General features: G+C 74.9%; 10 protein-coding genes and 1 pseudogene. 4 read left to right on the forward strand and 7 right to left on the reverse strand.

Annotated elements, in window-relative coordinates; all coding sequences use genetic code 11:
- The 4 genes from BN2279_RS24535 to moeZ all read left to right on the forward strand — a co-directional run.
- The coding region (locus tag BN2279_RS24535) for a glycosyltransferase (protein WP_159037325.1) at positions 1-678 on the forward strand (678 nt) is incomplete at its 5' end.
- Positions 675-1247: a hypothetical protein gene (locus tag BN2279_RS24540; protein ID WP_059013224.1), complete on the forward strand. Its 573-nt coding sequence runs from the start codon at positions 675-677 to the stop codon at positions 1245-1247. The genes BN2279_RS24535 and BN2279_RS24540, both read left to right, overlap by 4 nt.
- Before the next feature lie 46 nt (positions 1248-1293).
- On the forward strand, positions 1294-2247 hold the full coding sequence (locus tag BN2279_RS24545; RefSeq protein ID WP_059013225.1) for an SDR family oxidoreductase: 954 nt from the start codon (positions 1294-1296) through the stop codon (positions 2245-2247).
- A 111-nt stretch (positions 2248-2358) separates the two neighbouring features.
- Complete coding sequence (gene moeZ / locus BN2279_RS24550) at positions 2359-3537, forward strand: adenylyltransferase/sulfurtransferase MoeZ (protein ID WP_059013226.1); 1179 nt, start codon at positions 2359-2361, stop codon at positions 3535-3537.
- 72 nt (positions 3538-3609) lie between these two features.
- Here moeZ and BN2279_RS24555 read toward each other — a convergent pair whose 3' ends face one another.
- The 7 genes and pseudogenes from BN2279_RS24555 to BN2279_RS24585 form a co-directional block, all read right to left on the reverse strand.
- The gene (locus BN2279_RS24555; RefSeq protein WP_059013227.1) at positions 3610-5256 is read right to left on the reverse strand and encodes an alpha/beta hydrolase; all 1647 of its coding nucleotides are present in this window, start codon (positions 5254-5256) and stop codon (positions 3610-3612) included.
- Positions 5257-5277: 21 nt separating this feature from the next.
- Positions 5278-6663 (reverse strand): alpha/beta hydrolase, encoded by a 1386-nt coding sequence (locus tag BN2279_RS24560; protein WP_059013228.1) that lies wholly within the window; start codon positions 6661-6663, stop codon positions 5278-5280.
- A gap of 365 nt (positions 6664-7028) precedes the next feature.
- Positions 7029-8648 carry an alpha/beta hydrolase gene (locus BN2279_RS24565; protein WP_059013645.1) on the reverse strand — a complete coding sequence of 540 codons (1620 nt, stop codon included), beginning with the start codon at positions 8646-8648 and terminating at the stop codon, positions 7029-7031.
- Positions 8649-8747: 99 nt separating this feature from the next.
- Positions 8748-9518: pseudogene (locus BN2279_RS24570) on the reverse strand (ABC transporter permease); the annotation flags it as partial.
- Between the two features lie 6 nt (positions 9519-9524).
- The gene (gene modA / locus BN2279_RS24575; protein WP_059013230.1) at positions 9525-10334 is read right to left on the reverse strand and encodes a molybdate ABC transporter substrate-binding protein; all 810 of its coding nucleotides are present in this window, start codon (positions 10332-10334) and stop codon (positions 9525-9527) included.
- A 3-nt stretch (positions 10335-10337) separates the two neighbouring features.
- Positions 10338-10742, reverse strand: a complete 405-nt coding sequence (locus BN2279_RS24580; RefSeq protein WP_059013231.1) for a TOBE domain-containing protein — start codon at positions 10740-10742, stop codon at positions 10338-10340.
- 87 nt (positions 10743-10829) lie between these two features.
- Positions 10830-13526: a lysylphosphatidylglycerol synthase transmembrane domain-containing protein gene (locus BN2279_RS24585; RefSeq protein WP_104531113.1), complete on the reverse strand. Its 2697-nt coding sequence runs from the start codon at positions 13524-13526 to the stop codon at positions 10830-10832.
- Positions 13527-13595 lie beyond the last annotated feature (69 nt).

Below are 13595 nucleotides of genomic sequence, written 5' to 3' on the forward strand. Positions count from 1 at the left end.
GGAGGGACGGGGCGCGCGGAGCGGGGGGGTGGGCTCGCCGGGCGGCTGCGCGCGTCCGACGGGGGGGGGTGGGCCGAGCCCGCCGCGCGGCTGCGGATCGCCGGTCTGCCGCGCGGTGACGCCGCCTACCTCGCGCGGTGCCGGACGCTGGCCGGGCGGCTCTTCCCCGGGGAGCCGGACGCGGTCGCGTTCACCGAGGCGGACGGGCCCGCCGACGCCCTCGGCGGCGGTGACGAGGTGGTGGTGCGGCCGGGCGAGAGCGCGGGGTTCCCGGTGCCGCTGGTCGCGGCCATGCTCCGGGCGCGTGCCACGGTCTCGGTGGACGGCGGCGGGTACGGGCCCGTGGGCGCGGTGCGGGAGATCGTGGGCGGCGCGGGGCTCGTCGTGCCGCCGCGCGATCCGGGCGCGCTGGCCCGCGCGTGCCTGTCGCTGCTGCGCGACCCCGCCCGCCGGGCGCGGCTCGGGGCGGGGGCGCGCGTCCGGGCGCTGGAGCTGTTCACGGTCGAACGGAGCGTCGCCGTCTTCCGCGCGGTCTATCCGGAGCTGGCCGCGACGGCCGGCCGTGCCTCCCGGGCGGGCCGCGGCCCGGGGCCGAAGGAGCCGATACGCGGCGTCCGGCCCGGCCCCACCGTTCTCGTCACCGTTCCCGTCGCCGCCGGGCGGGGTGAACCGGCGTGACGTCCCCGGGCGAGCCGTTGGGGACCGTCGTGCTGTGCGGGCTGCCGGTGGCGGCGTACGCGCTGGTCGGCGACGGGGCCCTGGCCGGGCTGCTGCCCGGACCGCAGGACGTGTCCGGCGGCGGCGTGACGGCCGCCGTGCTCGTTCTCGCGCCGGCCGTGGCGGCGGCCGTGTGGTCGCGCGGGCGGTTCGCCGTGCTGGCGGCCGGTCTGGTCGGCGCGCTGCTGTGGGCGGGCGGCCACGCCGCCGCCACCGCGCTGCTGTGGGCGGCGGTGCTGGCCGCCGGGCGCGGCTCCCGGCGCGCCGCCGCGCTCGCCCTGTCGGCCGCGGGGGCGGCCGAACTGCTGGCGCCGGCCCTGGCCAGCGGCTCCTGGCTGCCCGGCTGCGAGCGCCTGGGCCGCCCGGTCGGGGTGCTGGTCGACGCCCACGGCCTGGCCGTCGTGCCCATGCTGGCCTGTGGCGGCGCCGCGGCCGTCCTGCTGTGCCACGCCGCCGTCCGGCACCCGATCTCTTTCCTTCCCCTACCCCTCTACCCATGCGACACGAAGCAAGGAGCAAGGAACCGATGACCCCACAACTGCCCGGCGTCCCCCGGATCGCGCGGGAGGCCCTCCGATGAGAGTGCTGCTTCTCGGCGCGGGCGGGTATCTGGGCCGGTTCGTCGCCGACCGGCTGCTCGCCGACCCCGCCGTCCAGCTCACCGCGCTCGGCCGGGGTGACGACGCGGACGTCCGGTTCGACCTGTCCACCGGCAGCCCCGGCGCGCTGACCCGTTTCCTCGACGCCGTGCACCCCGGGGTCGTCGTCAACTGCGCCGGGGCGATCCGGGGCACGGCGAGCGAGCTGGCCCGGCACAACACCGTCGCCACGGCCACCCTGTGCGAGTCCATGCGGCGCAGCGGCTGCCGCGCCCGGCTGGTGCACCTCGGCTGCGCCGCCGAGTACGGGCCGTCGCAGACCGGTTCGTCGATCGCCGAGGACGCGGTGGCGCGGCCGGGCGGTCCGTACGGCGTGAGCAAGCTGGCCGCCACCGAGCTGGTGCTCGGCTCGGGGCTGGACGCGATCGTGCTGCGGGTCTTCTCACCGACCGGGCCCGGCACCCCGGCCGGTTCGCCGCTGGGGCGGCTGGCCGACTCGCTGCGGCGCGCGATGCAGCACGGCGACAGCGAGCTGAAGCTCGGGGGCCTCGGCGTGCAGCGTGACTTCGTGGACGTCCGGGACGTGGCGCGCGCGGTGCACGCGGCGACGCTCTCGGCGGCGCAGGGCGTGGTCAACATCGGCACCGGGCACGCGGTCCGGCTGCGCGACGCGGCGGCGGCGCTGGCGCGGATCTCCGGCTACGGCGGGACGGTCCACGAGCTGGAGGGCCCGCCCGCGCCCCGGCTCCCGCCGGTCGGCGAGGGCCTGCCGCACGGGCATCTGTCGCCGCCGGTGCCGTATCCGGACGGCTGTGGCACCTGGCAGCAGGCCGACGTCCGCACCGCGCGGGACCGGCTGGGGTGGCGGGCCAGGATCGGTCTGGAGGAGTCGCTCGCCGACATCTGGATGGAGGCCGCCTGCCGGATGTGAGGGCGATCCGGCCGCGGTTTGCCCGGACTGTGGGACTGGTGTCTCGGAATGGGTCGGCGCATGGCAGTGTTGAACCCGGAACGACTGTCCCTATGACCCTACGGAGTCACCGTGTCGCTGCCACCCCTGGTAGAGCCGGCCCCCGAGCTCACCGTCGACGAGGTCCGCAGGTACTCCCGCCACCTGATCATTCCCGATGTCGGGATGGCCGGGCAGAAGCGGCTGAAGAACGCCAAGGTCCTCTGTGTGGGCGCGGGCGGACTGGGGTCGCCCGCCTTGATGTATCTCGCCGCGGCCGGGGTCGGCACGCTGGGCATTGTCGAGTTCGACGTGGTCGACGAGTCGAATCTCCAGCGCCAGATCATCCACAGCCAGGCGGACATCGGCAAGCCCAAGGCGCTCTCCGCCAAGGAGACCGTGGAGGGCATCAACCCGTTCATCCAGGTGAACATCCACGAGGAGCGCCTGGACTCGTCGAACGTGTTGGAGCTGTTCGCCCGGTACGACCTGATCGTGGACGGGACGGACAACTTCGCGACCCGGTACCTGGTCAACGACGCGTGCGTGCTGCTGGGCAAGCCGTACGTGTGGGGTTCGATCTACCGCTTCGACGGCCAGGCGTCCGTGTTCTGGTCGGAGCACGGGCCGTGCTACCGCTGCCTGTACCCCGAGCCGCCGCCGCCCGGCATGGTGCCGTCGTGCGCCGAGGGCGGCGTGCTCGGCGTGCTGTGCGGGTCGGTCGGCGCGATCCAGGTCACCGAGGCGATCAAGCTCCTGACGGGGACGGGCGAACCGCTCCTCGGCCGGCTGATGATCTACGACGCCCTGGAGATGAACTACCGGCAGGTCAAGGTCCGCAAGGACCCCAACTGCGCGGTCTGCGGCGAGAACCCGACCGTCACCGAGCTGATCGACTACGAAGCCTTCTGCGGCGTCGTGTCGGACGAGGCGCAGGCGGCGGCGAAGGACTCGACCATCACCCCGCTCCAGCTCAAGCAGTGGATCGACGCGGACGAGAAGATCGACATCATCGACGTCCGGGAGCCCAACGAGTACGAGATCGTCTCGATCCCGGGCGCGCGGCTGGTGCCGAAGGACGAGTTCCTGCTGGGGAACGCGCTGGGCGACCTGCCGCAGGACCGCAGGATCGTGCTGCACTGCAAGACGGGCGTGCGGTCGGCCGAGGTGCTGGCGGTGCTGAAGAACGCCGGCTTCGCCGACGCCGTGCACGTCGGTGGCGGTGTCATCGGCTGGGTCAACCAGATCGAGCCGGAGAAGCCGGTCTACTGACGGCGGACGCGTGACGCACGGCCCCGGACGGCACATGCCGCCCGGGGCCGCGGTCGTCCCGGGACGCCATGGCTAGGTGCAGACCGTGCCGTTCTCGGGGGTGGTGCCGGTCAGCAGGTGCGCGTTCACCGCGTCGGCGACGCACGGGTGGTCGGGGCTGTAGGCGCCGTGGCCGTCGCCGTCGTAGGTGAGGAGCGAGGCGACGGACTCGCCGCCCATCGCCTCCTGCATGGCGGCGGCGCCCTCGTAGGGGGTGGCCGGGTCGCCGGTGGTGCCCACCAGCAGCAGCGGCGAGGCGGGGTCCTCGACGGAGACGTCGAGCGCCCCGGTCGTCGCGCCGGTCACCGGCCAGCCCTCGCAGCCGGTCACGGTCCAGACCATGGAGTCGCCGAAGACCGGGGACGCCTCCAGGAACTCGTCGCGGTAGGCGTCGACGTCGTCGATGTCCACGCCGTAGGAGTAGTCGGCGCAGGTGATGGCGGTCTGGGCGTCGCTCTGGTTGCTGTACTCGCCGTTGCTGTCCCGGCCGCTGAGGAGGTCGGAGAAGCCGAGCAGCGTGTCGCCCGAGCCGTCCATGAGCTGCTGGAGCGCCGTGGTCAGGTACTCCCAGCTCTCCTCGGAGTACAGGGCGGCGACGATGCCGCTCTCGGCCCGGTCGCGGGTCAGTTCGCGGCCGTCGGGGTCGCCGGTGGGCATCGGGTGGTCCCCGAGGTACTCCAGGACGCGGGTGAGCATGTCGGTGGCCTCGGCCTCGGTGGCGCCCAGCGGGCAGGCGCCCTCGCCGACGCAGTACGCGAGGTAGTGGTCCAGGGCGAGCTGGAAGCCTTCGGCCTGGCGGAGGCCGTTCTCGATCGGGTCGACCGCGGGGTTCACGACGGCGTCCAGGACGGTGCGGCCGATGTTCCCGGGGAAGAGGTGGGCGTAGACGGCGCCGAGTTCGGTGCCGTAGGAGATGCCGAAGTAGTGGAGCCGCTCGTCGCCGAGGGCGTGGCGCAGGAGGTCGAGGTCGCGGGCGGTGTTGGCGGTGGTGACGTGCGGCAGCACGGCGCCGGAGTTCTCCTGGCAGGCGGCGGCGTACTCCGCGTCCAGCTCCTCGTAGAGGCGTTCCTCCTCCGGCGTCTCGGGCGGGCCGGGTATCCGTTCGTTCGCCGCGTCCCGTTCGTCGCCGCTCCAGCAGACGACGCCCTCGCTCTCGCCGACGCCGCGCGGGTCGAAGCTGACCAGGTCGAACCCGCCCTCGTGGAGGGTCTCGTAGTCCTCGGCCAGGCCGGGCAGGGTGGCGACGCCGGAGCCGCCGGGGCCGCCGAAGTTGAAGACGAGGGAGCCTATGCGCTCGTCGTCGGGGGCGGAGGTCACCGCCCGGATGAGGGCGATCTCGATCGTCTCGCCGCCGGGGTCCTCGTAGTCGAGGGGAACGGTCAGGTCCGCGCACTGCCAGGGGGTGCCGTCCGCCAGCGTGTTGGGGCGGCCCCCGTCGGCGCCCTGGAGGACGCTGGGGCCGGGACAGCGCTCCCAGGCCAGGCGCTGCCGGGCCAGCTCGTCGGGGAGCCCGGGGTAGCTGTCGGACAGGGGTATGGACTCCTCGGCCGCGCCGTCGTCGCGCGCCGGGTCGTCGCCGTCGGGACCGTCCCCGCTGCACGCCGTCACCGTCGCCAGGAGCATGGCGGCCAGCACGGCGGCGGTGGGCAGGACGCGGGGGCGGCGCGGAGATGTGATCATGATTCCTCGGTCGGATGGGGGTCAGGTGCAGACAGTACCGTCGTCCGGTGTGGCTCCTGAGAGGAGGTGAGCCTCCACGGCGGCGGTGACGCAGGCGTTGCCCGACGCGTGGGCGCCGTGGCCCTCGCCCTCGAAGGTCAGCAGGGCCGCCGCGCCGGGGCCGCCCATGGCCTCGCGCATGCGCTCCGCCCCGGCGTACGGGGTGGCCGGGTCGCCGGTGGTGGCCAGCAGCAGGATGGTGCGGGCGCCCTCGACGGACACCTCCGGCCGGTCGCTCTCGCCGGCCACGGGCCAGGAGGCGCAGGAGAGCAGGGACCAGACCAGATGGGGACCGAAGACGGGGGAGGCGTCGGCGAACGCGGCCTCGTGCGCGTGGACGGTCTCCAGGGTGGGGCGGGAGGCGAAGTCGGCGCAGTTGATGGCGTTGTTGGCGGCCTGGAGGTTCCGGTACCGGCCTTCGTCGTCCCGGCCGTTGTACTGCTCGGCGGCGGCCAGCAGCAGATCGCCGCGGCCGTCGTCGCGGGCCTGGGCGAGGGCCCGCGTGAGGTACGGCCAGGAGTCCTCGTCGTAGAGCAGCGCGAGCAGGGCGGTGACCGCGAGGCCCTGGGTGAGGTCGCGGTCCGTCGCGGTGGGCAGGGGACGGTCGCGCAGCCCGGCCAGGAATCCGGTCAGCGCGGCGTGGGCCGGTTCGCCGGTCGCGGTGCCGGTGGGGCAGCCGGCGCGGGGGGCGCAGTCCGCGAGGTAGGCGTCGAGGGCGAGCTGGAAGCCCTCGGCCTGGAGGAGGGCGCGCTGGACGAGGTCGCGGGTCGGGTCGACCACGGAGTCCAGGACGGTGCGGCCGACGCGGTCGGGGAAGAGGTGGGCGTGGACCGCGCCGAGCTTGGTGCCGTAGGAGATGCCGAAGTAGTGGAGCTGGTCGTCGCCGAGGGCGTGGCGCAGCAGGTCGAGATCGCGGGCGGTGTTCTCGGTGGTGAGGTGCGGCAGCAGCCGTCCGGCGTGTTCCTGGCAGTCCTCGGCGTAGGCGCGCTGCTCGGCGAGGAGGTCCCGTTCCTCGGCGGGGGTGGCCGGCGGGCCGTCGTCCTCCTGCGCGGCGGCGCCGAGTTCGGCGCCGGTCCGGCAGACGACGCCGTCGCTCTCGCCGACGCCGCGCGGGTCGAAGCTGACCAGGTCGAAGCCGGCGCGCAGCGTGGCGTAGCGGTCGGCGACGCGGGGGAGGGTGGCGACGCCGGAGCCGCCGGGGCCGCCGACGTTGAGGACGAGCGACCCGACGCGGCCGGCCGGGGCGGTGGAGCGGGTCCTGATGAGGGCGATGCCGATCGTCTCGCCGTTGCCGGGGTGGGCGTAGTCGAGCGGGACGGTGAGGGTGGCGCACTCCCAGCCCGGGCCGGGGGCCTGGCTCTTGTACACATCTGACGCTGCCGACGACGAGGGTCGGGGGGGGGGGGGGGGGGGGGGGGGGGGGGGGGGGGAGAAGAGGACGAGGGGTGGGGGCGGCGCAGGGGCCCCAGTCGATGGCCTGGTCGGTGAACTCGTCGGGCAGCTCGGGCGGTTCCGGTTCCGTGGGCGGGCCGGACGGCTCGCCGGTGCCGGTGCCGCCCGCGGGCGCGGTCCGGGCGGCGCTGGTGTCGTCCGGGGGGCCGCCGCCGGCGTCGCAGGCGCCCACCGCGAGCGCGAGCGCCACCGCCACCGCCGCGAGGCGCATCGACCGGGCCGCGCCCATCCCCCACCCCCCTGTCGTTACCGGACAGTATCCCGGCGTGCGGGGGCCGGGGCTAGGCGGAGCAGGTCGTGCCGTCCTCGGGGACCCGGCCTTTGAGGAGGTAGGCGTTGACGGTCGAACGGACGCACTCGTTCCCGCCGTTGTACGCGCCGTGGCCCTCGCCCTCGTACGTCAGCTCGACGCCGACGTCGTCGCCGAGGGCCTCCTTCATGCGGCGGGTGCCCTCGTACGGCGTGGCCGGGTCGCCGGTCGTGCCGACCAGCAGGATCGGTGCCGCGCCGGGGGCGGCGACGTCGGGGTGGGCGCGCTGCCCGTCGACCGGCCAGTGGGTGCAGCCCAGCAGGGACCAGGCCATCGGCGGGCCGAAGACACCGGACGCCTCCTCGAAGTCGTCCATGGCGTCGCGCACGTCGTCCACGGTGTAACGGCGGCGGGAGTCGGCGCAGTTGATGGCGGTGAGCGACGACTGGAGCGTGGTGTACGTGCCGTCCGGGTTGCGGCCGTTCATGGCGTCGCCGAGGGCCAGCAGGACGGTGCCGTCGGCGTCCTCCCCGGCGAGGGCGTCGTCCAGTCCCTGGGTGAGGTAGGGCCAGAACTCCTCGGAGTACAGCGCCTGGGCGACGCCGTTCCAGGCCAGGGCCTGGGTCAGCTCGCGGCCGTCCGGGTCCTGGGTGCGCAGCGGGTCGTCGGCCAGTCCGTCGAGGAAGCGGGCGAGGCGGTCCTCGGCGTCGTCGGGGTCGCCGCCGAGGGGGCAGTCGTCGTTCTCGGCGCACTGCTCCAGGTAGGAGCCCAGCGCGAGCTGGAATCCGGCGGCCTGGCCGAGGGCGCCGTCCTCGGTGTCGCCGGTGGGGTCCACGACGGCGTCGAAGACGGCGCGGCCGACGCGGCGGGGGAACAGGTGGGCGTAGACACCGCCCAGTTCGGTGCCGTAGGAGATGCCGAAATAGTGCAGCTTGTCGTCGCCGAGCACCTCGCGCATCAGGTCCAGGTCGCGGGCGGTGGCGGTGGTGGTGAGGTGGGGCAGCAGGTCGCCGGCGGACTCCTCGCAGCCGTCCGCGAACCTTTTCAGGCGGTCGTTCAGGGCGCGGCGCTGCCGGGCGTCGTCCGGGACCGGGTCGGCGGCGAAGAACTCGTCGAGGGTGGCGTCGTCCAGGCACCGCACGCCCTCGCTGCCGCCGACGCCGCGCGGGTCGAAGCTGACCAGGTCGTACCGTTCGCGGAGCTTGGCGTAGTCCTGGCCGAAGGCGGGCAGGGTGACGACGCCGGAGCCGCCGGGGCCGCCGAAGTTGAACAGCAGCGAGCCGATCCGGTCGTCGCCGCGCGCCTCGGAGCGGGCGCGGACCATCGCCAGGCCGATGGTGTCGCCTTCGGGGTCCGTGTAGTCCAGCGGCGCGGTCAGGGTGGCGCACTCCCACGCGGCGCCGTCCGGCAGCGGCGCGGGCGACATCTGGTCGTCGCCCTGGGCGGGGGCGGGCGGTTCGCACGCCGACCAGTCGAGGTCCTGCCCGGTGAGGGACTCGGGGAGGTCGGAGGTGTCGGTCGCGCCGGACCCGGCGGCGGCCGGGGCCGATCCGACCCGGTCGGGGGCGGCGCAGGACGCCACCGTCAGCAGGAGCGCGGCGGCCAGGACGCACGGCGCGAGCACGGGCCCCGGGGGTCGGACTCGGGTCATGGCGAGGGCTCCCATCGTTCGCTCCGACCGCCTCATCGTCGGCCGGGCGGGTGCCGGGCCGCACCCGGGGCCCGGTCAATCGGGTGACGTGCGGAGCGGCCCGAGCCAGCGCCCGCGCAGCGCGAACAGCACCGCGGCGGCGATGGCGAGCAGCAGCAGCGACACGGCGGTGGCGCCCGCCGGGTCGTCCTGGAGCAGCAGGTAGACCTTCAGCGGCAGGGTCTGCGTGGTGCCCGGCAGGTTCCCCGCGAAGGTGATCGTCGCGCCGAACTCGCCCAGCGCCCGTGCCCAGCACAGCGCCGCGCCCGCCGTCAGGGCCGGGCCGGTCATCGGCAGCGTCACCGAGCGCAGGGGGCGCAGCGGGCCCGCGCCCATGGTGGCGGCGGCCTCCTCGAAGTGCGGGTCGAGGCCGGTCAGGGCGCCTTCGAGGCTGATGACCAGGAACGGCATCGACACGAAGACGGCGGCGACGACCGCGCCCGCCGTGGAGAACGGCAGGGTGACGCCGAGGGCTTCCAGCGGGCCGCCGAGCAGGCCGCGCCGCCCCAGGCCCTGGAGCAGCGCGACGCCCGCGACGGTGGGCGGCAGCACCATCGGCAGGATCGCCAGGCAGCGCACCAGCGCGCGCCCGGGGAAGTCGGCGCGGGCCAGCAGCCAGGCCAGCGGCACGCCGAGCAGCAGCGAGATCAGCAGCGCCCAGCCGGAGACCAGCAGCGACAGGCCCAGCGCCTCGGTGACGGCGGGCGCGGTGAGCCGGCCGGCCAGGGCGGACCAGGGCGCGGCGGCGACGATGCCGAGCAGCGGCAGGAGCAGGAACGCGACGGCGAGGAGCGCGGGCAGCGCCAGGAGCAGCGGAGGGCGGCGGGACACGGCGGGCTACGGCGAGCGGAAACCGGCGTCGGGCAGCAGCGCCCGCACCTCGGGGGGGGCGAGCCAGTCGACGAACTCCTGGGCCCGCTCGGGGTGGTCCGAGCCGTTCAGGGCGGCGGCCGGGTAGTCGGCGACGATGTTCTGCCCCGCGGGGATGGGGACGGCCCGCACATCGTCGCCCGCGGCGGTGGCGTCGGTGACGTAGACCAGGCCCGCGTCGGCCTCGCCCAGCTCCACCTTGCCGAGCACGGCGCGGACGTTGGGCTCCTGCGAGTCGGGGGTGACCTCCAGGCCCTGGGCGTCGAGGATCCGCTGTCCGTACCGGCCGGCGGGGACCTCGGGTGCGGCGAGCACCAGGCGCAGGCCGGGATCGGCGAGGTCGGCGAGCGAGGTGACGTCCGCCGGGTTGCCGGGCGGGGTGACGATGACCAGCTCGTTGCGGGCGATGATCTCCGGCTCGGCGGTCTCGTCCGCGACGTCCGCCATGGTCCGGGTGTCGGCGGTGACCAGCACGTCGGCGGGGGCGCCCTGGGTGACCTGGGCGGCCAGCTCCTGGGAGCCGGCGAACGAGAACCGGACGGTGACGCCGGGGTGCGCCTCCTCGTAGACCTCGCCGGCCTCCGTGAAGACGTCCGTGAGGGAGGCGGCGGCCAGCACGGTCAGCGTGACGCTCCCGCCGCCATCGCTGTCGCCGTCACCGCCGTCGGAGCCGCAGGCGACGGCCGCCGGGAGCAGCAGCGCGGCGATCAGCGGCCCCGGCACGGCGGCGCGGCGAGCGGGCCGGCCGGGTCGGCCGGGGGGTCTGGCCGGAGTCATGTCTCACGTCCTGTCGATGTGCACGCTGGTGGCCTTCACCCGGGCCACGGCCTCCATGCCGACCGCCAGCCCCAGCTCCTCCACGGCCTCCCGGGTCAGCAGCGACACCAGGCGGTGCGGCCCCGCCTGGATCTCCACCTGGGCCGCGACATCGCCCAGCCGGACGGCGGTGATGATGCCGGGGAACGCGTTCCGGGCGCTGGTGTACGGCTCGCCCGCCTCGGCCGGGCCGTTCGCCGCCTCGGCGGCCAGGGCCACGGCGAACGCGGCGAGGTCCTGGCCGTCGACCAGCCGCTTGCCCGCCTCGTCCCGCCGCGTCGGCAGCCGGCCCGCGTCGGCCCAGCGGCGGACCGTGTCCGCGCTGACGCCGAGCAGCCGGGCCGCCCGCCCCATGCCGTAAGACCGCATGTGCGGGACACTATGCGCCAAGAGTCCGCAGACGCAAGGCGATCCGGCCGTACGGAGTCGCAGACGCGGACACGCGGCGGCGGGGGGTCAGATCTGGTTTCTCCGCGTGAGATGGGAGAAGGCCAGCCAGCCGGGCAGCACCGGCAGCCAGAAGGTCATCAGCCGGAACAGCAGCACCGCGCCCAGCGCGGCGGGGGTGGGCACGCCGAAGGCGGTCAGACCGGCCGAGAGCGTGAACTCGATCGCGCCGATGCCGCCGGGCGTCGGCGCCGCCGAGCCCAGCGCGTTGCCCGCGAGGAAGACGACGGCGATGGTCGCGTAGTTCACCTCCTCGCCGAACGCCCGCAGCGAGGCGTCCAGGCACATCACGAACGCCAGGGTCATCAGCAGCATCCCGCCGATGCCGCTGAGCAGCTTCCTCGGCTGCTGGATCACGTCCAGCATGCGCGGCACGACACCCGCGAACAGGGCCCGCACCCGCTCGGAGATGGCCTTCCTCAGACTGGGCACGGCGGTGACGATCAGCACCCCGACCGCGGCCGTCAGCAGGCCGGCGATGACCGTGCGGGACGGGGAGAGCGTGGGGGTGTGCTCGGTGCCGGTGAGGTAGCCGAACGACAGCAGCAGCACGATGTGACTGCCGAGGCCGAAGAGCTGGGACGCGCCGACGCTGGCGACCGCGTGGCCGGGGCGCAGGCCCTGGCGCTGGAGATAGCGCGCGTTGAGCGCCACGCCACCGATCGCGGCCGGCGCCACCAGCTTGACGAACGAGCCGGCGACCTGGGCCACCACCGTCCGCGGATAGCTCACCTTCTCGGGCACGAAGCCCAGCAGGCTCAGCGCCGCCGCGAAGTACGTCAGGGCCGAGAAGCCCGCCGCCACCAGGACCCAGCCCCAGTTCGCGTCGGCCCACACCTGCTCGAAGTCCACGGTGATGAGCTGCGACGTCAGGGCGTACATGGCGAACGCGGCGGCGACCAGGCTGATCAGCGTGCGCGGCCTGATCCGTTCGATGCGCGCGGGCTCTATCGCCGCCTGCGGCCGGATCAGCAGCACCTGGCTGCGGATGAGCGAGAGCAGGTCCGGCTCCCTGGCGTTCTCCAGGGCGGCCTCCATCACCTGCTTCTCCGCCTGCTTGGCGGCCTTGACCGTCCTGCGGTCCGCGTCCTCCGGCAGGCTGCCGCGCGCCTCGCGGTATGCCCGGGTCGCGTCCAGCACCGCCTGCCGCTCGCGCTGGGCCCGCTCACGGGCGAGCTGGCGCAGCGCGGCACGGGAGTCGCGGCTGAGCGCGATCGGCTGCAACAGCGGCAGGCTGTCGGCCACCGCGTCCGGGCCCAGCACGGACACGGCCGCGGCCACCGCCCGCTCGGCGCCGACCCGCAGGCCGAACGTCGTCAGGAGCTGCGCCACGTCCATCCGCAGCGACAGGTCACCGGCCGCGATCTCGCCGCCGCGCAGATCGGTGAGGTAGACCGTGCCGTCGCGGTCCACCAGCAGCGAGCCGCCGCCCAGCCTGCGGTGCGCGATCCGGCGCGACTGGAGGGCGGCGACCTGGCCCCAGGCCGTCTCCATCAGCTCGTCGGTGATCTCGTCGTCCGGCAGCGAGTCCAGGCGCCGGCCGCCGGTGTGCTCGTAGACGAGCATGACCGCGTCCGGGCCCAGCTCGGAGGTGGCGATCAGCTTGGGCGCGTTCGCCCCGGCGGCGATGGCCGCGTACGCCAGCAGCGCCTCCTGCTCCAGCGCCTGGCGGAGCGAGGGCAGGCTGCGGCGCTGCGCGACGCCGCGCAGCGCGAGGCGGCGCCAGGCGCGGTAGAAGAAGCCGCGGGCCTGCTGGGCGCGGTCCACCACCGTGACATCCAGCGGCGGCCCGGACTCCAGGGTGACCAGATAGCGGCGGGTCGGCTCGGCGGCGCGGTCGTTCCCGGCCTGGCGCTCGACGTCGGCCGGCTCCTCGGCGCGCAGCGCGCTGACCGGCCGGAAGCCGACGCGCCGCAGCCCGGCCAGGAGCTGCTGGCCGGTGGGGCGCACATTGGGCGAGCCGACCGCGTAGAGCGTGCCGTAGGCGATGGTCCAGCCGATGAGGACGGTGACGATGATCGAGAACGGGGTGGTGTACCCCGCGACCAGCACCGCGAACGCGTCCAGCAGCAGGACCGACCACATCGCCAGCCGCCAGCGCGGCCGGTGCGTCATGCCGACGGCCGTGGCGTCGGCGATGACCGGCGCCAGATAGCCGTGCACCGGGTCGGTCGGGCCGCCGCCGGGGGCGTCCCTGGTCAGCGCGTTCTGCACGGACTCGGGGGAGACACGGGCGACCCAGAGGCTGAAGGTGAGCGAGACGCCGTGGGCCAGGACCGCCGCGAGCACGCCGTCGGCGATGCGCAGCCCGTCCCGTTTCACCAGGCGCTGGATGGCGAACGCGACCGGGACGACCAGTACGGCGACGCTGGAGGCGAAACCGGCGAAGCTGATCAGCAGCGACGGGGCCTGCTCCGCGCCCTTGTCGACGTCCTGCTCGATGCCCTCCGTGGTGCCGATCGCGAAGGTGGCCAGCGCCAGCACGACGCCGATGCCGAGCAGCCCGAGGAGGACCCGCAGCAGATCGGCGGGGCGGTGGACGCGGGCGGCGAGGATCGGCTCGTCCACGGCCAGGCGCCCGGACCGCTCGGCGAGCGTGGCCGGCTCGGTCGGCGGCTCCGGGCGCGCCGGTGACGCGGCCCCGGCCTCCGGAGGGTCCTCCGGGCGCTGTGCCCGCTCTTCTTCGCCCCGTATCACCGGCCGCATCCCTGGGCTTCTCCTCGTGCTGGAACTGCCGACCAGCTCCCCCCGACGGTGCGACGATAGTGGCATGTG

This window comes from Streptomyces specialis, assembly GCF_001493375.1.
Taxonomy (GTDB): domain Bacteria; phylum Actinomycetota; class Actinomycetes; order Streptomycetales; family Streptomycetaceae; genus Streptomyces; species Streptomyces specialis.